Consider the following 19,945-nt stretch of genomic DNA (forward strand, 5'->3'; position numbering starts at 1 on the left):
TTATAGTGAATGCGGCGCTCGCGCTATGTCGCAGGCGTGTTGAAATATTTTGCTCATCGCGCGGTTCCAAGAGCGGGGGAAATGGAGCCACGATGATCGAGATGAAGCAGACGGCCGCGCTTGTTTCCCTGGCGACGGCGGTTCCACCGCATCTATTCCATCAGGGACAGGTCCTGCAGGCCGCGCGTAACCTCCTCGCCGACCGCTATGCCGAATTCGAGACGCTCTCCAGCCTGTTCGCCAACACCGGCATACAGCATCGCTACGGCGTCAAGCCGATCGAATGGTATCTCGAACGGCGCGGCTGGCCGGAGCGAACGCTGGCGTTCCTCGAAGGCGCGGAGACGCTGTACGTCGACGTGGCCCGCAAGGCGATTGCGCGCGCCGACCTGACCGGCAGGGATATCGATATCGTGGTCACGGTCTGCTCGACCGGCATAGCCACGCCGTCGTTGGAGGCGCGCGTCGCCGGCAAGCTCGCTCTGCGGACGGATGTGTCGCGCGTGCCGGTGTTCGGCCTCGGCTGCGCGGGCGGTGTGTCTGGCCTGTCGATCGCGGCGCGGCTGGCCGAAGCGCGGCCGGGAGCGAATGTGCTGCTGGTTGCGCTCGAACTCTGCACGCTCGCGGTCCGGCACGACGAGCTCACCAAGGCAAATATCGTTGCGGCCAGCCTGTTCGGCGATGGCGCGGCCGCGATCGTGCTGCGCGCCGGGGACGGTGGTGCGACGCGGATCGAGGCGACGGGTGAAAAGCTGTGGCCGGATACGCTCGACATCATGGGCTGGACGGTCGATCCGGAAGGATTCGGCGTGGTCTTTCAGCGAACCATTCCGGATTTCGTCCGCGACCATGTTGGGCCGGCCGTTGCCGAGATCCTCGCGCGGATGCAGCTGACGGCCGATGACGTTGACCGCTTCCTCTGCCATCCCGGCGGCGCCAAGGTCATCGCCGCGCTGGAGCGGGCACTCGCGCTCGATCAGGGCACGCTCGATCACGAACGCGACGTCATCGCGGCTTGCGGCAACATGTCGGGCCCGACGGTTCTCTTTGTTCTCGAGCGTGCCTGCGCCAAGGGATTGCCGCGGCGCTCGCTGCTCACGGCGCTCGGGCCGGGCTTCACGCTCAGCTGCGTTGCGCTCAGGCACGCGGCGTGAGCTTCGCGTCGGTCATCCTCGCTCTGGTCACGCTGCAGCGTCTCGGCGAGCTTGTGCTGTCACGTCGCAACACGGAGCGGCTTCTCGCACGAGGCGCGGTCGAGGTCGGCGCCAGTCACTACCCGCTCATTGTCCTGGTTCACGCCGGCTGGCTGACCGCGCTGTGGATCTGGGGCCGCGACCAGGACGTCAATCTGGCCGCGCTGGCGGGTTTTCTGGTGCTGCAAGGCTTGCGGGTGTGGATCCTCGCCGCGCTCGGGCCGCGATGGACCACGCGAATCGTCGTGCTGCCGGGCGCGCCGCTGGTCGCATCCGGGCCGTACCGATATTTCCCGCATCCAAACTACGCCGTCGTGGTCGGTGAAATCGCGCTGCTACCCCTCACGCTGCACCTGCCGCGATTGGCGCTGATCTTCACCCTCCTCAATCTCGCGGTGCTTGCGCTCCGGATTCGGGTCGAGAACCGCGCGCTCTCCGTTTCCGACTGGCCACGCACAAGCGCGCCATGAGCGACCTGGCGGATCACCGAGCCGACAGCCCATCGGCTGCGACCTGGGCCGGCTTCCTCTTGATGTGCTTCGGCATGTTCATGGCGATTCTCGACATCCAGGTCGTCGCAACCTCGTTGCCGACGATCCAGCGCGCGCTTGCGATCTCGCCGGCGGCGATGAGCTGGATCCAGACCGCCTATCTGATCGCGGAAGTGATCGCGATCCCACTGACCGGCCTGTTCACGCATGCGCTGTCGTTACGATGGCTGTTCGCGCTTGCCGTGAGCCTGTTCACCGTCGCGTCGGTCGGCTGCGCCCTCAGCGACGGCTTTGCCGCGCTGCTGGCATTTCGCGTGCTGCAGGGATTTTCCGGCGGCGTCCTGATCCCCGCAGTGTTCTCCGCCGTGTTCACGCTGTTCCCGGCGCGGCTTCATGCGGTGGCCACCACGATCGGCGGCGTCGTCGCGGTGCTCGCGCCGACCGTCGGACCCGTCGTCGGTGGCTGGATCACGCAGACCTGGTCGTGGCCGTGGTTGTTCCTGATCAATGTGGTTCTGGGAACGGTGGCAGCCGCGGTCACGCCGTTGCTGCTTCCGAGGGAAGGCGTGCAGCTTCGGGCGTTCTCCAGACTGGATAAATGGTCGCTGGTCCTGCTCGCGGCGACGCTCGCAAGCTTCATGATCGGTCTGAAGGAAGCGCCGCAACGCGGTTGGGCCTCGATGCCTTGCCTCGGCCTGCTGATCGGAAGCATTGCCGGGATCGCGCTGCTGATCCGACGCACGCTCCGCACAGCCTATCCGATCGCGCAATTGACGCTTTTCAAGCGGCGTCCGTTCGCGATCGGTTGCGCACTGAGCTTTTGCCTCGGCATTGGCCTGTATGGATCGACCTATCTGATGCCGGTATTCCTCGGTTTCGTCCGCCGCCATGACGCCTTCGAGATCGGCACCATCATGCTGGTCACGGGAGTTGCGCAGCTCGTCGCGGCGCCGCTTGCGGCGGTCCTCGAAAGCCGCGTCGGCGCGCGGCGGTTGACCGGCGCGGGCTTCGCCTTGTTCGCGCTTGGCCTCGGCTGGAGCGCCTTTCAACCGCGCACGGCGGATTTTGGCGAGATGTTTTGGCCGCAGGTCGTGCGCGGCGCCGCGATCATGTTCTGCCTGCTGCCACCGACGCGCATTGCGCTGGGTGCCCTTCCGGAGGCGGACATTGCCGACGCCAGCGGACTGTTCAACCTGATGCGTAATCTGGGCGGCGCGATCGGGATCGCCCTGATCGATACCATCCTCTACGGGCGAAGCCCAATCTATGGCGAGGATTTCCGCGTGCGCCTGCTGGCAGGGGATGTCACCGCGGCGCAGGCGATCGGGCTCGATCCGAAGTTGCTGATCGACCGTCCGCCGGGTCTGCCGGACGACGCGACGGTGGCGTTCATCCGGCCGTTGGTCGAACGGGCGTCGCTCGCACTCACCGTCAACGAGGCATGGGCGATGCTCGCCTGCGTGGCGATCGTCGGACTGCTGCTCGTGCCATTCGCAAGCGATCGGGTATCGGCATCGCTGCCGGATACCACCTAGACCGAGGACACATTGGTTCGCCGCGCCGGCTCGATCAGCTCGCGCCGCGGGCCCGACAGCCGCTTGTACATGTGCACCATGAAGGCCATGCCGAACAGCGGCGTCGCCAGATTGACGATCGGGATCGAGACGAAGGCGGCGATGAACAGGCCCGCGGTAAAGACCGTCGCCGCGTTCTCCTTGCGCATCGCCTTGGCGTCATCAGGCGAGCGGAACCGCATCGCCGCAAGCTCGAAATATTCGCGGCCGAGCAGCCAGGCCGTCGCGATGAAGAAGATGATGAAGCCTGCGCCCGCGAACAACACGAACGGCAGCGCGACGAGGTAGACCAGGATCGTCAGCAGCGCGGTCTTGACGCCCTCGATCGTCGCGAGCGTGACCGGCAGCGCCGTGCCGGGATGGTCGGCCGGATAATGCTCGCGCTCGACATGGTCGGCGACGTCGTCGACAAACAGGCTCGCCACCAGCGAGGTGATCGCGGGCATCAGGAAGATGCCACCGAGCACGACGCCAAGGCCCGCCGAGATCGAGACGATCCAGGACAGCACGTGCAGCGTGGAATGGAAGTTAGGGCCAAGCATGCCTTCGGCCCAGACCTCGCCGGTGTCGGCAAACCAGCTCAGCAGCCGCTGCAATCCGATTGCCAGCACGGTGATCAGCACCAGCGCAAGCCCGATCGAGCGCCACAGGATCGAGCGCATCGGCGGCGACAGGATTTGCGAAAGCGCCTTGACGGCGGCGGCTAACATGACTGGGTTACCTCTGCACACATGACCCGCGAGAGGTAGACACCCAATATGGCTTCGGCAAGTGCCGTTTGTGCCGCGGTGCGAGCGTTTCGAGCGAAAGGCTCTAAAGCGCGATGAGATTAGGTTGAATTGCCATCGCGCTTTAGCTCCTTGTTTGCGCATGATCTTTTCGGAAAACCGCTTCGCACTTTTCCGGATCATGCTTTAGGCGTCGAGCGGCCTGCCGCGGACGTTCGGCCCCCAGACACCGATAGCAATGATCACGATGACCATCGCCGCGGTGATCAGGCCGAATACCCCGCCGACGCCGGCCTCCTTCAGCATGAACGCCACGATGAAGCCGGAGAAAGTCGCGCTGAGCCGGCTCATCGAATAGACGAGGCCCGCGGCGCGCGCCCGGATCGCGGTCGGGAACACCTCGGTCTGGTAGGCATGATAGGCGTAGGACAGCGTCATGTTGGCGCCCGTCACCAGCACGCCGCTGGCGATCAGCAGCACCGGCTCGGTGAGCTGCGAGAAGGCGAGGCCGAATACCGAGATCGCCGCGGCCGCGCCGCAGATGATCCATTTGCGCTCGAAGCGGTCGGCGAAGGTTGCGGCCAGGAGCGGCGCGAGCGGATAGGCGAAGGCGATGATGAAGGAATATTGCAGGCTCTTGGTGACGTTGATGCCCTTTTGCACCAGCAGCGCCGGCACCCAGTTGGAGAAGCCGTAGACGCCGAACGCCTGGCAGAGATTGAAGATCATGAACAGCACGACCAGCGAGACGTAGGGGGGCCTGAACAGGTCAGCATAGCCGGTCTCGACCAGCGCACGAACTGGTGCGGTTACGACCGCGGGAGCAGGACGCGGCGCAGCCGTCGGCGCTGCGGCCTCGAGCGTCCGCATGATCCTCTCGGCCTCGGCAGCGCGGCCATGGCGGGCCAGCCAGAGCGGGCTTTCCGGAACGTAGAGCCGCAACACCCAGATGATCATGCTGGCGGCGGCGCCAATCAGCACCACCCAGCGCCAGCCGTCGATGCCGTGAGGCGAGAGCGGCACCAGCCACCACGACAGCGCGGCGACAACAGGCACCGCGGACAGCATCACCGCCTGGTTGATCGCAAAGGCCCGGCCGCGCATCCAGCTCGGCACCAGCTCGGTGATGTAGGCGTCGATCGTGATGACCTCGATGCCGATCCCGATCCCGGCGATGAAGCGCCACAGCAGCAGGCCGCCGGGTGTGGTCTGGCACGCCATGATCACCGATGCTGCGCTGTAGAACAGCAGCGACCAGGTGAAGACCGCCTTGCGCCCGAAACGATCGGCGAGGAAGCCGAGGCAGAAGGTGCCGATGAACAGCCCGGCGAAGGTCGCCGCGACGAAGGCGCCGATGCCGGAGAAGCCGAAGAACGCCTGCGTCGTCGTGGTCATCAACCCGCTGCGGGCGAGGCCCGGCGCGATATAGCCTGTGAAGAACAGATCGTAGATTTCGAAGCAGCCGCCGAGCGAGAGCAGGATCACCAGCCGCCAGACATAGAAGGAGGTGGGCAGCGCCTCGAGCCGTCGCGAAATCTGGTCGGGTCCGCTTGTCGTGTTGGCGAGATCGGCGACCGAGCCGAGTTCGACGGCGCTCATGATGGTCCTCCCCGAATGGTGCAACGGCCGCCCCTCTTGCGAAGGCGGGCCGGTCGCGCATGTTTGGCAGCCGGGAGCCAGAAATCCAGACGAACATATCGAAGGGATCGTTCGATATTTTCGAACTCAGGGGGAAGGGTTGCTTTGATTCACCCGTCAAACGGCTTGTTCAACTGTCGTCCCTGCCCAGTGCGCAATTGCGCACTAGGCAGAGACGACACTGAACCTGTTATGCAACCACTGAGTCATGCATTCAGATCAGAAGCGTCGCCTCCCAGGCGCCGCGGCCCACCTGGTCTGCGATCAGGGCGCGGATCAGGCGGCACATCTCCTCCATGACGTAGGTCATCGGGCGGTTGCGCAAGCGGCAAAGATAGAGCGTGCGGGTCAGTTTGGGTTCGATGACTTCGCGCGCGACCAGCGATCGCGCCTTCAACGGCTCGCTGACGAAATGGGTGGTCGCGATCGTGCAGCCCAAACCCGCGGTCAGCGCACCGATCATGCCGCTGGTCGAGTTGAGGTGCATGATTGCATTGGCCTCGAGCCGCTTCAGCAGCACGGGATCATCCGGCAGTGCGCGCGCCGATAGTCCGTACCGCAACAGGATCAGGGGCAGCCGCGTCACCTCCTCGAAGGTGATTGGCGTTTTCTTGCCGATCAGCTTTTCGGTGCCGACGCAGAACATCTGTTCCTCCAGTACCGGCTCGGCGATCAGGTCCTTTTCCGACGGCGGATTGTAGACCAGTGCGAGGTCGACCTCGGAACTCAGCAGATGCAGCAGCGTCGCGCCGGAGAGACTCTCGGTCAGCGACAGCTTCAGGTTCGGATATTTCGTCAGCACGGTCCGCATCAGCGGCACGCCGATCGCCTTCATCCCGGAATTGGCCATGCCGATCGAGATATCGCCGGCGATCACGCTGGCGCCTTCCTTGATCTCGCGCTCGGCCGCCGCCATCGCGCGCAGGATGATGCGGGTATGTTCATAGAGCCGCTCGCCCGCCGCGGTTGGTTCCATGCCGCGCGGCTTGCGCTCGAATAGCGGCGTGGCGAATTCCGCCTCGAGATTGGCGATGTGGTGGCTGAGCGCGGATTGCGCGACATTGGCCTGGTCCGCCGCCCGCGACAGGTTGCGCTGCTCGTAAACCGCGATGAAATAGCGAAGCTGGCGCGAATCCATGAGGGTTCAGCGTTCTAGAACCACGAATACACTATTCGACAGATTATATTTTTCAGATAGCGTGCGGAAGCCTAACCTGCGCCGATCACAAAGCGTTTTCGAGCGAAGCGGGTACCGGTTCGCATGAAGAAAACGCGTCAGACCAAGAGCGCAACGAGCACGGAGAAACCGATGACCGGGAGCGGACTGCCGCTGGAAGGCGTGAGGGTCGTCGAGATGACCCACATGGTGATGGGGCCGACCTGCGGCATGATCCTGGCGCAACTCGGCGCCGAGGTGATCAAGGTCGAACCGCCCGCTGGCGACAAGACCCGTTCGCTCGGCGGCATGGGAGTCTCGTTCTTTCCGCTGTTCAACCGCGGCAAGCGCAGCGTCGTGCTCGACTTCGCCAAGCCCGAGGACCGCGACACCATGCACCGGCTGCTCGCCAGCGCCGACGTGTTCCTGGAGAATTTTCGCGACGGCCAGCTCGACAAGCAGGGGCTCGGCGCCGAGGAGCTGCGCCAAAAATATCCGCAGCTGATCATCGCCGGCCACAAGGGCTTTCTGTCCGGTCCCTACGATCATCGGCCGGCGCTCGACGAGGTCGTGCAGATGATGTCCGGGCTCGCGGCGATGACCGGCACGCGCGACAAGCCGCAGCGCGTCGGCTCCTCCGCCAACGACATCATGGGTGGCATGTTCGGGGTGATCTCGATCCTCGCCGCGCTCTATCAGAAGCGTGGCGGCAAGGCTGATGGCGCCGACATCCGCATCGGCCTGTTCGAGAACTGTCTGTTCCTGGTCGCCCAGCACATGGTCGAGTACGAGATGACCGGGCGCAAGCCGCGCTCGATGCCAGAGCGCGAGCATGCCTGGCCGATCTACGACATCTTCGATGCCGCCGGCGGCGATCGCATCTTCATCGGTGTCGTCACCGAAGGTCATTGGCAGAGCTTCTGCCGCGAGTTCGGCCTCACGGAGTTCGCCGACGATCCAACGCTGCGCTCGACCACGGACCGCATCATGGCGCGCGACCGGATCATTCCGCGCGTCGCCGCCGTGATCAAGGGCTGGAACGTGGCGGACCTCTCGGCGAGGCTCGATGCGCTCAACATCTGCTTCTCGCCGATCAACCGGCCGGAGGATCTGCTCGGGGATCCGCATGTGCTGCGTCCCGGCGGTCTGGTCAACAACGTGAACGCCGACGGCAAGCCGTTCCGCGTCCCCGCGCTGCCGCTCGAATGGAACGGCAGCAATATCGGCGAAGGCCTGAAAGTGCCGGTGCTGGGCGCCGATACCGATGCGGTGCGCGCCGAGCTTGCACAACAGACAATTTCATCAACCGGAAACGCTGCGTGAGGCTGACATGACCCGCGTCCACGATATCTATCCGAGCGACAAGGTGAGCCTGCGCGAGGTCGGCCTGCGCGACGGCCTGCAGCTGGTGAAGACGTTCCCGTCGACCGCGGCGAAAGCGCGCTGGGTGCGCGATGAATATGCCGCCGGCGTCCGGCATTTCGAGGTCGGCTCGTTCCTGCCGGCCAAGACCTTCCCGCAATTCGTCGATGTCCGCGACGTGGTCGCCACCATTGCCGCGCTGCCCGGCGCGCACGGCGTCGCGCTGGCGCTGAATGAGCGCGGCGTCAACGAGGCGCTGGCCTCCGGCGTCGCCGAGATCGCCTCGGTGGTGTCGGCGACCGAGGAGCACAGCCAGGCCAACGCCAACCGCTCGCGCGAATCGGCGATCGAGAACATCAAGCGGCTCTGCGAGCTGCGCGACGCCAGCGCGCATAAGCCGCTGGTCAACGCCGCGATCTCGATGGGACTGGGCTGCTCGATCGTCGGTCCCGTCGATCCGAAGGAGGTGCTGCGCCTCACCGAGAAGCTCTACGAGGTCGGCGTCGACATGGTCGCGATTGCGGATACGGTCGGCTATGCCGGGCCGAAGCAGGTCGGCGAGCTGACGCGGGGCGCGGTGAAGATCGCAGGCTCCAAGCCGGTCTGCGTCCATCTGCACGACACCCGCGGCATGGGCATCGCCAATGCCTCCGCCGCGCTCGACGAGGGCGCCCGCGTGCTCGACGGCTCGCTCGGCGGCCTCGGCGGCTGCCCGTTTGCGCCGGGCGCCACCGGCAATGTCGTGTTCGAGGACCTCGTCTTCCTCTGCGAGAGCAAGGGATTTCCGACCGGCATCGATCTCGATCGCCTGGTCGAGGTGCGCGCGATCCTCAAATCCGAGATGCCGAACGAGGCGCTCTATGGCGGCCTCGCCCGCGCCGGCCTGCCGCGCGGCACCAAGGCGAGGGCGGCGTAGCGTACTCATTGCGTAGCCCGGATGGAGCGAAGCGAAATCCGGGAAGCCCTGTCCGCGGGTGCGAGGCCCCGGATTGCGCTGCGCTCCATCCGGGCTACGAAGCTCATGCCCGTTGCCGCGTGAACCCTCACACCGGGGCAGTGTTCACGGTCATTTCCGCAGCCGGAAGCGTCGCCGCTTCGTCAGTCGCTTCAGGAACGAGCGGCGGCGATTTTGGAAACACACCGAATTCGCCGGCTACCTCCTGGAGCGGCTTCTGCTTGTCGGCCCAGTGCAGGGCCGTGTAGTCGAAACCGTGCACGATAGTGGGTTTGACGACTTCGAAATAGGGCGAGATGTCGAAGTCGCGCGGCATGTAAAGCGAGGAATCGCGGATATGCAGGATGTCGCGACGCGCCTTGCGGCTGGCAGCGCGCGTGATCTTGGGCAGGATCGGATAGCGCACGGCGTCGAACGCCTGCGCGATCAGCGCCGAGCAGATGATCTTGGTCGGATCGCCGGAGCCGAACGCGATCATGCGGCGACGCCAGCGCTGCGGGATCGGCAGCGGAAACAGATAGCGCGCGAGATCGACGATGTTCTTGGTGTCGTAGCCGAAGCCGATGCGGTTGATGGCGTAGCGGCACACCGTGGTGCGGTCCTCGAACGACAGTCCGACCGGACGGCAGAGGCGGGTGTGGTAGGCGAGATATTTCGACAGCGGCGCGGAGGTCACGCCTTCGCCGATATTGGCCTCGATCAGCACATGCTGTTCGCCGTCAGGCTCGAACGCGCCGTCGATCGGTCCGACAAACAGCGCGGCGTGCGACCAGGTCGATTGCGTGAGGTATTTGATGATGCCGGAAATCCGGTTGTTGCCTTCGACCAGCAGCACGTCGCCGGGCTGCATGATGCTCCGCAGATGGTCCGGGTCGCTCGGCGTGAACGGCTCGTAACCGGGAACTTCTTTTTGAAGGTACCCCGCGATCCATTTACCGACGGTATCGAGCATTACGCCCATGGATTCCCCCCAGCGGTTCTACGACCGCTTGTGCTGACTTAATCATGGTCGCAAGCCGTTGCAATTTAGTTCATGCCATCGGCGGATCAATCATGATTGATTTACCATGATGGTTGCTGCGGTCGGTGAGATGCGGCACAGTTCGCGAAGCGTTCCCGTTCTCCGCAAGCTCCCGGAAACCATGCCAGAAGCTATGTCATGCCAGTGACCCGCCGCGATTTCCTGTCGGCGTCCGCAGTTTTCGCGCTGGTGCCTGCGCTGGGCGGCCGGGTGCTTGCTGCGCAGCCGCCGCCGCGCGAGGCCGACATCGTCGTGATCGGCGCGGGTGCCGCAGGCATCGCCGCGGCGCGACGGATCGTTGCCGCGAACCGCAAGGTGATCGTGGTGGAGGCGGCCGGCCAGCTCGGCGGTCGCTGCCAGACCGACGCATCGACATTCGGCGTGCCGTTCGACCGCGGCGCGCGCTGGATGCACAATCCCGAAACCAATCCGATGATCCGGCTGGCCCGCTCCGCAGTCCTCGACATCGTCACGGCGCCCGCGGGCCAGAAGATCCGGATCGGCCGGCGCTATGCCCGCCCCGGCGAGACCGAGGAGTTTTTGGCGGCGCTGGTGCGCGCCAACCGCGCCATCGACGACGCTGCCCGCAAGGCCGATGTCGCCTGCGCCGCGGTCATGCCGAAGGACCTCGGCGATTGGGCCGGCACCGCGGAATTCCTGCTCGGGCCCAATTTCTGCGGCAAGGATCTGAAGGATCTTTCCGCCGTCGACAAGGTGCGCGCGCAGGATCGCAACACCGCGATCGCCTGCCGGCAGGGGCTCGGCGCGCTGATCGCAAAGCTCGGCGAGGGACTGCCGCTGGCGCTGTCGACGCCGGCGCAGCGCATCCTGTGGAGCAATCGCGACGTGATGGTCGAGACGCCCTCCGGCAAGATTACTGCGCGCGCCGCCATCGTCACCGTGTCGAGCAACGTGCTTGCGAGCGGCAACATCAAGTTCGCGCCGGAGCTTCCGAAGCGCGCGCTCGATGCCGCCGCCAAGCTCAGCCTCGGCAGCTACGATCGCATCGCATTGCAGATTCCCGGCAATCCGCTCGGGCTGTCGCGCGACGACGTCATCATCGAGCAGAGCAACTCCACCAAGACGGCGCTGCTCTACGGCAATATCGCGGGCTCCTCGCTGTGCACAATCGACGTTGCGGGTTCGTTCGGCCGCGACCTGTCCGCGCAGGGCGAGAAGGCGATGGCGGCTTTCGCGGTGGAATGGCTGACCAAGCTCTATGGCAGCGAGGTCGGCGCCGCCGTGAAGAAGACCAGCGCGACGCGCTGGAATGCACAGCCCTTCATCCTCGGCGCGATGTCGGCCGCTGCACCCGGCGCACAATTCTCACGCCGGATCCTGACCGAGCCGATCGGCGCCATGTATCTCGCGGGCGAGGCCACCCATGAAACGCTGTGGGGCACGATCGACGGCGCCTGGGACAGCGGCGAGCGCGCCGCCGATGCCGCGCTGCGCAGGATCGGCGGGGTGAAGGAAGCGACACCGGCGCCCGCAGCGCCCGCAGCAAAACACAAGCGCCGCACGTCGCCTCGCTCCGGGGCGATGAATTGACGGCTGAGGAAGATCAGGCATCGCTACTGGATGTGCGGGCAGAGGAGTGCCGCATAGCAGATGTCGTCCCTGCGAAAGCAGGGACCCATAACCACAGGGTTGTGTTGTAGGACTGAGCTGCGGCCCCAGCATCGTGCAAACAATGACGGCCCGTGGTTATGGGTCCCGGGTCGCGCTTCGCTTGCCCGGGACGACAGCGAATTTTTGGCGCCACTTGAGGCATACATCCGCACTCTCGCGACACGACCCGATGGATTCCGGGTTCGTGCTTCGCACACGCCGGAATGACGACTTGGGAGAGAGTGTCCCCTCACACCGGCAGCTTCAGCTCCATCAGATCCTTGGCCACCACGATGCGGCCGGAATAGTTCTTCTTCACGTCCCTCGTCCAGTCATCGTCGGTGACCTGCCGATCGTCGCCGGGGACGAAGTGGCTGAGCACCAGCGTCTTCACGCCGGCGGCGGCTGCGATGCGGCCGACGTCCTCGGTCGAGGTGTGGCTGTCGAGCAGATGCTTCTTCAGCGTGGCGCCGTTCTTGGTCGTGGCGACCAGGCGATCGACCGCGGGGACGTAGAGACATTCGTGCACCAGCACGTCGGCGCCCTTGGCAAACTCGGCGAGCTTCGGGTTGTAGGCGGTGTCGCTGGAGAACACGATGGTGCCGTCCGGCGTCTCGAACTTGTAGGCGAAGTTATCCGTGATCGGTGGATGCGGCGTGCGGAACGCGGTCACGGTGACATCCGACGTCTTCAGCACCACGCCGTCGTCGCTGATGTCTTTCGCGATCAGCAGCTTTCGGGGATCGGGTCGGCCTTCGTCCTCGATCCGGGTCTCGACGTCGAACTTGTTCAGCTCCCAATATTCCTTGGTCATCGCCTCGATGCCCTTGGGGCCGAACGAATGGATCGGTGTCGAGAGGCCGGCCGCCCAGGCGTTGTAGAACAGATTGCCGTATTCCAGATTGTGATCGGAATGATGATGGCTGATGAAGATGTACTTGACCTGCGGGATCGGCACGCCCGCGCGCACAAGCTGGCGGCTGACGCCCATGCCGCAATCGATCACGAACGGGGTATCATTGACGACGACGAGATTGGCGGGGTTCGAAGCGCCGATGCCGACGCGCGGCCCGCCCTTGGTGCCGAGGAACACGATGCGGGTCCGCGCCTTGTCGGTTTGCGCGCGCACGTGAGGCGCTGCGAGCACGGCGGCGCTTCCGAGCGCCAGTTTCAATGCATTGCGCCGATCGATCATCGGTGTCTCCCTGGTCTCTTTTGAGTGCTGCGACCCTAGCCGCCGCGCAAGATGCCATCAAGCGCCGGCAGGCCGACGATGACGGCCGCGGCGATCAGCGCGTAGCAGATCGCGCGAAACACCTTTTCGCTCGCCTTGCCGAACAGCGCGGCGCCGAACCAGACGCCGATACCGTAGATCGGGCCGACGATCAGCGAGAACTTGACCGATTCGATCGTGATCAGGCCGGTGAACCAGTAGCTGACCAGCGAGAAGAAATCCGAGGCGCCGAAGAACAGCACGATATTGGCGCGCGAGATCACCGACGAGATCGGGCGGCCCAGCCAGTAGGCGACGATCGGCGGGCCGCCGGTCTGCGCGAGGCCGCTGCAGAAGCCGGAGAGACCGCCGACGCCGACGGAGAGAGCGACGTGCTCCTTGCCGTGATAGCGCCAGCCCGACAGCAGCAGTGCGAGCAGCGCCGCGACAAAGCAGGAGATGATCCAGCGCGTGGTGACGGGCTCCAGCACGGTCAGGAAATAGGTGCCGATGGGAACGCCGACCAGCGCGCCGGCGACCATGACCGCCGTCGCCTTGCGGTCGGCGTGGGTCCAGGCGTTCGGCAGCAGCGGCGTGGCGGCGATGAAGTCGATGATCAGCAGCAGCGCCGCCACCAGCCGCGGCGCCGCGACGCTGCTCGCGAGCGGCATGAAGATCAGCGCCGAGCCGAAGCCGGAGAAGCCGCGCGCCGTCCCCGACACGAAGGCGATCGCACAGATCGCGAGCGCGATGCTGGTCGAGATGTCGGAGGGGATCAGGCTGAAGGAGGTCATGAAAGGATAACGAGATTCAGCTAGCTGGCTGGCAAACTCAAAGCGCCCCCACTCAGACCCGTCATCCCCGCGCAAAGGCTTCGCCTTTGTCGCTGGAGGTGCGAGCAGAGCGAGCCTCGAAGGATGCACGGCCACAGGCGAGGCCGTCGACCCTTCGAGACGGCCGCTACGCGGCCTCCTCAGGGTGACGGTGCAATGGACCGCCTGTGGTTCACATCACCCGCGCAGCGTGCCGCCGGTCTTCTTGGTCACCTCGGCGACGACCTTGGCCGCGACCGCGTCGATCTCTTGGTCGGTCATGGTCTTCTCGCGCGGCTGGATCGTTACCGCGATCGCGATCGACTTCTTGTCGGGATCGATGCCCTTGCCTTCGTAGACGTCGAACACGGTCACATCAGTGATCAGCTTCTTGTCGACATTCTGTGCCGCGCGGACGATGTCGCCCGCCTTGACGCTGCGATCGACGATGAAGGCGAAGTCGCGCGACACCGGCTGGAATGCCGAGAGTTCCAGCACCGGCTTGGCGCGCGTCGCCCGCTGCTTGCCTTGCGGGATGCGCTCGAGGATCACCTCGAACACAATCATCGGGCCGTCGGCGCCGAGCGCCTCGGCCGCGCGCGGATGCAGCTCGCCGAAAGTGCCGAGCACATTCTGCGGGCCGATCTGGATGGTTCCGGAGCGCCCCGGATGCAGCCAAGCCGGGCCGCCGGGGACGATCTGCAGCGCCTGCATCGGCGCGCCGGCGGCCGCCAGCACGGCGAAGGCGTCGGCCTTGGCATCCATCGCATCCGTCACGGCCGAGCCGGCCCAATGCCGTCCGATCCCCTTCGACGAGGCGAAGCCATGGCGCACGCCGGAGGCGGCGACCAGCTGGTCCTCCGGGCGGTCGCCGCGGAACACCTGGCCGACCTCGAACAGCGCCACGTCAGGATAGCCGCGGTTGATGTTGGCCTGAACCGCCGCGACGAGGCCGGGCAGCAGGCTCGGCCGCATGTCGGAGAGATCGGCCGCGATCGGGTTGGCGAGCACGAGCTCGCTCTGGCCGCCGCCGAACAGTTTTGCCGCGTCATTGGTGATGAACGACCAGGTCACGGCTTCCACCATGCCGCGCACGCCGAGCGCGCGCTTGGCGCGGCGGGTGCGCAGCTGCATCGGCGTCAGCACCGGCTTGCGCGGCTCCTCGCCGCGCTCGAACGGCGTCATCGGCACCTTGTCGACGCCGACGATGCGCACGATCTCCTCGACGATGTCGGCCTTGCCGTGCACGTCGGTGCGCCAGGACGGGATCGCGATCTTCACCACGGGGCCGTTGCCGGCCAGCATGAAGCCGAGCCGGGTGAGGATCAGCTTCACCTCGACCAGCGGCACCTCGATGCCGGCGAGGCGCTTCACTTCACTGAGCGGGAAGTCGATGACGCGATCCTCGCCGAACTGCTTGCCGACCACGACGTTCTCGGACGGCGTGCCGCCGCACAGCTCCAGCACCAGCTTGGTCGCGAGCTCGAGCCCGGGCACCATGAAGGCCGGATCGACGCCACGCTCGAAGCGATAGCGCGCGTCCGAATTGATGCCGAGCTTGCGGCCGGTCTGCGCGATGTTGATCTCGTTCCACAGCGCCGATTCGATCAGCACATCGGTGGTGTTGTCGTCGCAGCCCGAGGCCTCGCCGCCCATGATGCCGGCGAGCGATTCGACGCCGTGCTCGTCAGCGATGACGCAGATGTTGCTGTCGAGCGTGTAGGTGCGGCCGTCGAGCGCGAGCAGCGTCTCGCCGTCCTTGGCGCGGCGGACGGTGAGGTTGCCCTGCACCTTCTTGGCGTCGAACACGTGCAGCGGGCGGGCGCGGTCGTAGGTCATGAAGTTGGTGATGTCGACCAGCGCGTTGATCGGACGCAGCCCGATCGAAGTCAGCCGCTTCTGCAGCCATTCCGGCGACGGGCCGTTCTTCACGCCGCGCACCAGCCGCAGCGCGAAGCCCGGGCAGAGCGTCGCGTCTTCCACCTTGACCTGGACCGGGCAGGGGAATTCGCCCTTGATCGGCCTGATGCCGGGGTCTTTGAACTTGCCCATGTCGGCGGCGGACAGATCGCGCGCGATGCCGTGCACGCCGGTGCAGTCCTGCCGGTTCGGCGTCAAATTGATCTCGATGGTGGGATCGCCGAGCCCGGCCCAGTCGGCATAGCCCTTGCCGAGCGGCGCGTCCGCCGGCAGCTCCATGATGCCGTCGTGGTCTTCCGAGATCTGCAATTCCGCCGCCGAGCACAGCATGCCGCGGCTCTCGACGCCGCGGATGGTACCGACGCCGAGCGTGATGTTCTTGCCAGGGATATAGGTGCCGGGCGGCGAGAATACGCTGATCAGCCCGGCTCGCGCATTCGGCGCGCCACACACCACCTGCACCGGCTCAGCCCCGTCGCCGGTGTCGACCATGCAGACGCGCAGCCGGTCCGCATTCGGATGCTGCTCGGCCGAGATCACGCGCGCGATGGTGAACGGCGCGAGCGCCTTCGCCTTGTCCTCGATGCTCTCGACCTCGAGCCCGATCATGGTGAGCTTGTCGGCGAGCTTGTCGAGCGGCTCGTCGGTCTCGAGATGTTCCTTCAGCCAGGAGAGGGTGAACTTCACGGCTGCATGCCTCGGTTCTTGTTGGTGTTGACTAGCGTGCTTGCGACGGCGGTAGGGCTTCCTCTCCCCTTGCGGGGGAGGGTTGGGGAGAGGGGCAAGCCACTTGCTCGGAAAGACGTCGCGCTGTCGGAGAGAGCGCGACGTAGGTCAAGGAGAACCTGACTCACGTACTCAGCCCTCCCGCGATCGACGGGATGTCGAGCGGCTTGAAGCCGTAGTGGTTGAGCCAGCGCACGTCGCTGTCGAACAATTGGCGCAGGTCGGCGATGCCGTATTTCAGCATCGCGATGCGGTCGATGCCCATGCCCCAGGCAAAACCCTGGTAAACGTCGGGATCGAGGCCGCAGGCGCGCAGCACGTTGGGGTGCACCATGCCGCAGCCGAGAATCTCCAGCCAGTCCTCGCCCTCGCCGAAGCGGATCTCGCCCTTGTCGCGGCGGCACTGGATGTCGACCTCGAGCGACGGCTCGGTGAACGGGAAGAACGACGGCCGGAACCGCATGTTGATGTGGTCGACCTCGAAGAACGCCTTGCAGAATTCGTGCAGGATCCATTTGAGGTGGCCGAGATGCGAGCCCTTGTCGATCACGAGGCCCTCCACCTGATGGAACTGCGGCGTGTGCGTCGCGTCGGAATCGATGCGATAGGTGCGGCCCGGGCAGATCACGCGGATCGGCGGCTGCTGGGTCAGCATGGTGCGCACCTGCACCGGCGAGGTGTGGGTCCGCAGCAGCATGCGCGAGCCGTCCTCCTTCGGGTTGAAGAAGAAGGTGTCGTGCATCTCGCGCGCCGGATGGCCGATCGGGAAGTTCAGCTTGGTGAAGTTGTAGTCGTCGGTCTCGATGTCGGGACCTTCGGCGACCGCAAAGCCCATGTCGGCGAAGATCGTGGTGAGCTCGTCCCAGACCTGGCTCAGCGGATGGATGCGGCCGGTCTCCGCCGGCGCCTCGCGCAGCGGCAGCGTGACGTCGATGGTCTCGGCGGCGAGGCGCGCATCAAGCGCGGCCGCTTTCAGCACGTCGCGCTTGGCCGCGAGCGCCTGCGTCACCGCATCCTTGGCGAGGTTGATCTTGGCGCCTTCGGTCTTGCGCTCCTCCGGCGACATTTTTCCAAGGGTCGCAAGGAGTGCCGAGATCGAGCCCTTCTTGCCGAGCGCCGAGACGCGGACCGCCTCGAGGGCGGCCTCGTCAGCGGCTGAGGCGATCTGGTCGAGGATGGATTGTTCGAGCGTTGCGAGGTCGGACACGGTCAATTCCTGCGCTTGAGCGGAGCATGATCTGGTGGGAAGTACCGCTACCCGAACCGGTACCATGCGCCAAAATTCGGCTGGGTTGTCGCCGCCCGAAGGCGGTAACGTCAAGCAAAAAGCCGATCATTTCGGGCCGATGGCCGGCAGCATTGAACCCCGCGCGGAGGCCGGGCTACCCAAGGGGGAGTTCAAGGAGGCCCACGCGATGTTGCTGCGATCTTGCCTGGCTGTGCCGGCGGTGCTGTTGATGCTCACCGCGGTGCATGCCGCGACCGAGGAATGCCCCGCCAAATCGACCCAGATGGACGACATCATCGCGGAGCTTCAGAAGGCGCCGAGCTGCAACCGCGCGATGAAGATCTTCGAGGCGTGCGAATACGGCGCCAGCGGAGACGTCCAGTTCGGCGCCGTGGTCGAGAAGAGGTGCGAGGGGGACTTCCTGTCCGGCCTCGGAGCGTCGCAGAAGAAGGCCTATGCCGGCCAGCTCAAGCGCTGCGACCACAAATACGACAACGAAAGCGGCACCATGTACCGCTCGTTCACCGCGTTCTGCCGGGCGATCGTCGCCCAGCGCTATTCGCAGAAGGCGCTGAAGGCGGGCCCCAAATCGCGTTAGGGCCGCCCGCCAGGATCAGGCGGCCAGCGCGGCCTTGGCCTTCTCGGCGATCGCCTGGAACGCAACCGGCTCGTGGATCGCGAGATCCGACAACACCTTGCGGTCGACGACGACGCCCGACTTGGACAGGCCGTTGATAAACACGCTGTAGGTCATGCCGAACGGACGGACCGCGGCGTTGATGCGCTGGATCCAGAGCGCGCGGAAGGTGCGCTTCTTGCGCTTGCGGTCGCGGAAGGCGTACTGGCCGGCCTTTTCGACGGCCTGCTTGGCGACGCGGATGGTGTTCTTGCGGCGGCCGTAATAGCCCTTGGCGGCCTTGTAGACTTTCTTGTGCTTGGCGTGAGCGGTCACACCGCGTTTGACGCGAGACATGACGGAAATCCTTGATCTGGAAGAGGTGACGGGGCGCCGCGCAGTCGCGGCGAGGGTTCAAGCGATCGGTGCGATCAGGCGTTCGGCAAGAAGTACTTCTTGACGTTGTCGCCGTCGGTCTTGAACAGCACGCGGGTGCCGCGCAGCTGACGGATCTGCTTCTTCGTCCGCTTGATCATGCCGTGGCGCTTGCCGCGCTGGGCGTGCATGACTTTGCCAGTGGCAGTCACCTTGAAGCGCTTTTTAGCGCCCGACTTGGTCTTCAACTTGGGCATTTGGCTCTCCTGTCGCACAGCACGAAAATCGCCCCGAGGGGCGTCCGGCCGGCTAAAATGCTCGTTAGAGCGTTGAAAGTGCTAAGGTTTTTTCCGAATTGAAAGAACCTGCACGAACCGTCGCCACGGCAGCCCTTGATCAGCCGGGCGGCGAAGGCCCGGCTTATGACAGAGGATCGGCGGTTTTGCAACGTTTCAGGCGGGGAACCGGGCGGAACGGTCTTCCCCTTCCCCCTGAAAGGGGGAAGGCCGGGATGGGGGTCGGCCGCGGCGTCGCTGCTCGTGGAGAGAGTAGATCCCCACCCGCTTTGCTCTGGCGAGCAAATCGACCTCCCCTTTTCAAGGGGAGGTTGGCACCACCGCGCCATAAGGGGCGCCCGAGATACGAAACAGCCCGCCAGATCGCCTGACGGGCCATTTCATTTCAACAAAGCGACAAATTCGAACTAGCGCGGCGCCAGCACCATCACGACCTGGCGGCCCTCGAACTTCGCGTCCTGCTCGACCTTGGCGAATTCGGCGACGTCGGCCTTCACCTTGTCCAACAGCTTGGTGCCGATCTCCTGGTGCGCCATCTCACGACCGCGGTAGCGCAAGGTGATCTTGACCTTGTCGCCTTCCTCGAAGAAGCGCTGCATCGCGCGCATCTTCACGTCGTAGTCGTGATCATCGATCATCGGGCGGAGCTTGATCTCCTTGATCTCGACGACCTTCTGCTTCTTGCGAGCTTCGGCAGCCTTCTTCTGCGCGGAATACTTGTACTTCCCGTAGTCCATGATCTTGCAGACGGGAGGGCTGGTATTCGGCGAAATCTCGACGAGATCCATGCCGGCTTCCATGGCCATCTTGATGGCCACCATGGTTTCGACGGTGCCCTGATTGACACCCTCCGCATCGATCAGCTGGATCTGTGCGTTGCGAATCTCGTCATTGGTGCGCGGCCCTTCTTTGGCGACTGTGGGCGGGGCTCTATTGGGACGGCGAATGGGTAACTCTCCAAAGTTGTGAAAGGGAAGGCGGATATTTTGAAGCAAGATGCTGCGACGGGCAAGCGAACTCGCTTCTTTAA

At 65.0% G+C, this 19,945-nt stretch carries 18 protein-coding genes; 7 read left to right on the plus strand and 11 right to left on the minus strand.

Going from position 1 to position 19,945, the window contains the following annotated elements:
• The first annotated feature begins 101 nt into the window (after positions 1-101).
• The 3 genes from QJT82_RS23280 to QJT82_RS23290 are packed head-to-tail and all read left to right on the plus strand — an operon-like array spanning position 102 to position 3,219.
• Positions 102-1,154, plus strand: coding sequence for a type III polyketide synthase (locus QJT82_RS23280; RefSeq protein WP_028341747.1), 1,053 nt, complete (start codon positions 102-104; stop codon positions 1,152-1,154).
• Positions 1,151-1,663 carry an isoprenylcysteine carboxylmethyltransferase family protein gene (locus tag QJT82_RS23285; RefSeq protein ID WP_028341746.1) on the plus strand — a complete coding sequence of 171 codons (513 nt, stop codon included), beginning with the start codon at positions 1,151-1,153 and terminating at the stop codon, positions 1,661-1,663. Before QJT82_RS23280 ends, QJT82_RS23285 begins: the two co-directional genes overlap by 4 nt.
• Positions 1,660-3,219: a DHA2 family efflux MFS transporter permease subunit gene (locus tag QJT82_RS23290; RefSeq protein WP_210199788.1), complete on the plus strand. Its 1,560-nt coding sequence runs from the start codon at positions 1,660-1,662 to the stop codon at positions 3,217-3,219. Before QJT82_RS23285 ends, QJT82_RS23290 begins: the two co-directional genes overlap by 4 nt.
• On the opposite strand, the gene QJT82_RS23295 is transcribed toward QJT82_RS23290, so the two are convergent.
• The 3 genes from QJT82_RS23295 to QJT82_RS23305 all read right to left on the minus strand — a co-directional run bounded on the left by QJT82_RS23295 (position 3,216) and on the right by QJT82_RS23305 (position 6,762).
• Positions 3,216-3,968: a sulfate transporter family protein gene (locus tag QJT82_RS23295; RefSeq protein ID WP_028341745.1), complete on the minus strand. Its 753-nt coding sequence runs from the start codon at positions 3,966-3,968 to the stop codon at positions 3,216-3,218. The two genes, QJT82_RS23290 and QJT82_RS23295, sit on opposite strands and share 4 nt — an antisense overlap.
• A gap of 204 nt (positions 3,969-4,172) precedes the next feature.
• A complete protein-coding gene (locus QJT82_RS23300; protein WP_028341744.1) occupies positions 4,173-5,585 on the minus strand; it encodes an MFS transporter in 1,413 nt (470 codons plus the stop codon).
• A gap of 253 nt (positions 5,586-5,838) precedes the next feature.
• Positions 5,839-6,762 carry a LysR family transcriptional regulator gene (locus QJT82_RS23305; protein WP_028341743.1) on the minus strand — a complete coding sequence of 308 codons (924 nt, stop codon included), beginning with the start codon at positions 6,760-6,762 and terminating at the stop codon, positions 5,839-5,841.
• Positions 6,763-6,933: 171 nt separating this feature from the next.
• Here QJT82_RS23305 and QJT82_RS23310 point away from each other — a divergent pair, with 171 nt between their 5' ends.
• Together QJT82_RS23310 and QJT82_RS23315 are read left to right on the plus strand one after the other, a co-directional pair.
• Positions 6,934-8,103 (plus strand): CoA transferase, encoded by a 1,170-nt coding sequence (locus QJT82_RS23310; protein WP_035631891.1) that lies wholly within the window; start codon positions 6,934-6,936, stop codon positions 8,101-8,103.
• 7 nt (positions 8,104-8,110) lie between these two features.
• On the plus strand, positions 8,111-9,058 hold the full coding sequence (locus tag QJT82_RS23315; RefSeq protein ID WP_028341741.1) for a hydroxymethylglutaryl-CoA lyase: 948 nt from the start codon (positions 8,111-8,113) through the stop codon (positions 9,056-9,058).
• 127 nt (positions 9,059-9,185) lie between these two features.
• Here QJT82_RS23315 and QJT82_RS23320 read toward each other — a convergent pair whose 3' ends face one another.
• Positions 9,186-10,058 carry a YiiX/YebB-like N1pC/P60 family cysteine hydrolase gene (locus QJT82_RS23320; RefSeq protein ID WP_245288768.1) on the minus strand — a complete coding sequence of 291 codons (873 nt, stop codon included), beginning with the start codon at positions 10,056-10,058 and terminating at the stop codon, positions 9,186-9,188.
• Between the two features lie 198 nt (positions 10,059-10,256).
• Between QJT82_RS23320 and QJT82_RS23325 the strand changes: the two genes are divergently transcribed.
• Positions 10,257-11,669 (plus strand): NAD(P)/FAD-dependent oxidoreductase, encoded by a 1,413-nt coding sequence (locus QJT82_RS23325; protein ID WP_028341740.1) that lies wholly within the window; start codon positions 10,257-10,259, stop codon positions 11,667-11,669.
• Between the two features lie 310 nt (positions 11,670-11,979).
• Here QJT82_RS23325 and QJT82_RS23330 read toward each other — a convergent pair whose 3' ends face one another.
• The 4 genes from QJT82_RS23330 to pheS form a co-directional block, all read right to left on the minus strand.
• Positions 11,980-12,924 carry an MBL fold metallo-hydrolase gene (locus QJT82_RS23330; protein WP_028341739.1) on the minus strand — a complete coding sequence of 315 codons (945 nt, stop codon included), beginning with the start codon at positions 12,922-12,924 and terminating at the stop codon, positions 11,980-11,982.
• 35 nt (positions 12,925-12,959) lie between these two features.
• Positions 12,960-13,736 carry a sulfite exporter TauE/SafE family protein gene (locus QJT82_RS23335; protein ID WP_028341738.1) on the minus strand — a complete coding sequence of 259 codons (777 nt, stop codon included), beginning with the start codon at positions 13,734-13,736 and terminating at the stop codon, positions 12,960-12,962.
• A gap of 216 nt (positions 13,737-13,952) precedes the next feature.
• On the minus strand, positions 13,953-16,361 hold the full coding sequence (pheT, locus tag QJT82_RS23340; protein ID WP_028341737.1) for a phenylalanine--tRNA ligase subunit beta: 2,409 nt from the start codon (positions 16,359-16,361) through the stop codon (positions 13,953-13,955).
• Positions 16,362-16,524: 163 nt separating this feature from the next.
• On the minus strand, positions 16,525-17,607 hold the full coding sequence (gene pheS, locus QJT82_RS23345) for a phenylalanine--tRNA ligase subunit alpha (RefSeq protein WP_028341736.1): 1,083 nt from the start codon (positions 17,605-17,607) through the stop codon (positions 16,525-16,527).
• Between the two features lie 64 nt (positions 17,608-17,671).
• On the opposite strand from pheS, the gene QJT82_RS23350 reads away from it, so the two are divergent.
• Positions 17,672-18,226: a hypothetical protein gene (locus QJT82_RS23350; RefSeq protein WP_338132186.1), complete on the plus strand. Its 555-nt coding sequence runs from the start codon at positions 17,672-17,674 to the stop codon at positions 18,224-18,226.
• A 15-nt stretch (positions 18,227-18,241) separates the two neighbouring features.
• Here the strand turns inward: QJT82_RS23350 and rplT are convergent, their stop codons facing one another.
• The 3 genes from rplT to infC all read right to left on the minus strand — a co-directional run bounded on the left by rplT (position 18,242) and on the right by infC (position 19,862).
• Positions 18,242-18,601 carry a 50S ribosomal protein L20 gene (gene rplT, locus QJT82_RS23355; RefSeq protein ID WP_018269297.1) on the minus strand — a complete coding sequence of 120 codons (360 nt, stop codon included), beginning with the start codon at positions 18,599-18,601 and terminating at the stop codon, positions 18,242-18,244.
• 74 nt (positions 18,602-18,675) lie between these two features.
• On the minus strand, positions 18,676-18,876 hold the full coding sequence (gene rpmI / locus QJT82_RS23360; protein WP_008539890.1) for a 50S ribosomal protein L35: 201 nt from the start codon (positions 18,874-18,876) through the stop codon (positions 18,676-18,678).
• A 446-nt stretch (positions 18,877-19,322) separates the two neighbouring features.
• Positions 19,323-19,862 carry a translation initiation factor IF-3 gene (gene infC, locus QJT82_RS23365; RefSeq protein WP_026192043.1) on the minus strand — a complete coding sequence of 180 codons (540 nt, stop codon included), beginning with the start codon at positions 19,860-19,862 and terminating at the stop codon, positions 19,323-19,325.
• Positions 19,863-19,945 lie beyond the last annotated feature (83 nt).

Source organism: Bradyrhizobium sp. Mp19, from assembly GCF_029952935.1.
Lineage (GTDB): Bacteria > Pseudomonadota > Alphaproteobacteria > Rhizobiales > Xanthobacteraceae > Bradyrhizobium > Bradyrhizobium elkanii.

Coding starts and splice junctions, on each gene's coding strand:
- QJT82_RS23280 (WP_028341747.1), top strand. CDS start 102: ATGAAGCAGACGGCCGCGCTTGTTTCCCTGGCGACGGCGGTTCCACCG.
- QJT82_RS23290 (WP_210199788.1), top strand. CDS start 1,660: ATGAGCGACCTGGCGGATCACCGAGCCGACAGCCCATCGGCTGCGACC.
- QJT82_RS23295 (WP_028341745.1), bottom strand. CDS start 3,968: ATGTTAGCCGCCGCCGTCAAGGCGCTTTCGCAAATCCTGTCGCCGCCG.
- QJT82_RS23300 (WP_028341744.1), bottom strand. CDS start 5,585: ATGAGCGCCGTCGAACTCGGCTCGGTCGCCGATCTCGCCAACACGACA.
- QJT82_RS23305 (WP_028341743.1), bottom strand. CDS start 6,762: ATGGATTCGCGCCAGCTTCGCTATTTCATCGCGGTTTACGAGCAGCGC.
- QJT82_RS23310 (WP_035631891.1), top strand. CDS start 6,934: ATGACCGGGAGCGGACTGCCGCTGGAAGGCGTGAGGGTCGTCGAGATG.
- QJT82_RS23315 (WP_028341741.1), top strand. CDS start 8,111: ATGACCCGCGTCCACGATATCTATCCGAGCGACAAGGTGAGCCTGCGC.
- QJT82_RS23320 (WP_245288768.1), bottom strand. CDS start 10,058: ATGGGCGTAATGCTCGATACCGTCGGTAAATGGATCGCGGGGTACCTT.
- QJT82_RS23325 (WP_028341740.1), top strand. CDS start 10,257: ATGCCAGTGACCCGCCGCGATTTCCTGTCGGCGTCCGCAGTTTTCGCG.
- QJT82_RS23330 (WP_028341739.1), bottom strand. CDS start 12,924: ATGATCGATCGGCGCAATGCATTGAAACTGGCGCTCGGAAGCGCCGCC.
- QJT82_RS23335 (WP_028341738.1), bottom strand. CDS start 13,736: ATGACCTCCTTCAGCCTGATCCCCTCCGACATCTCGACCAGCATCGCG.
- QJT82_RS23350 (WP_338132186.1), top strand. CDS start 17,672: ATGCGCCAAAATTCGGCTGGGTTGTCGCCGCCCGAAGGCGGTAACGTC.
- rplT (WP_018269297.1), bottom strand. CDS start 18,601: ATGTCTCGCGTCAAACGCGGTGTGACCGCTCACGCCAAGCACAAGAAA.
- rpmI (WP_008539890.1), bottom strand. CDS start 18,876: ATGCCCAAGTTGAAGACCAAGTCGGGCGCTAAAAAGCGCTTCAAGGTG.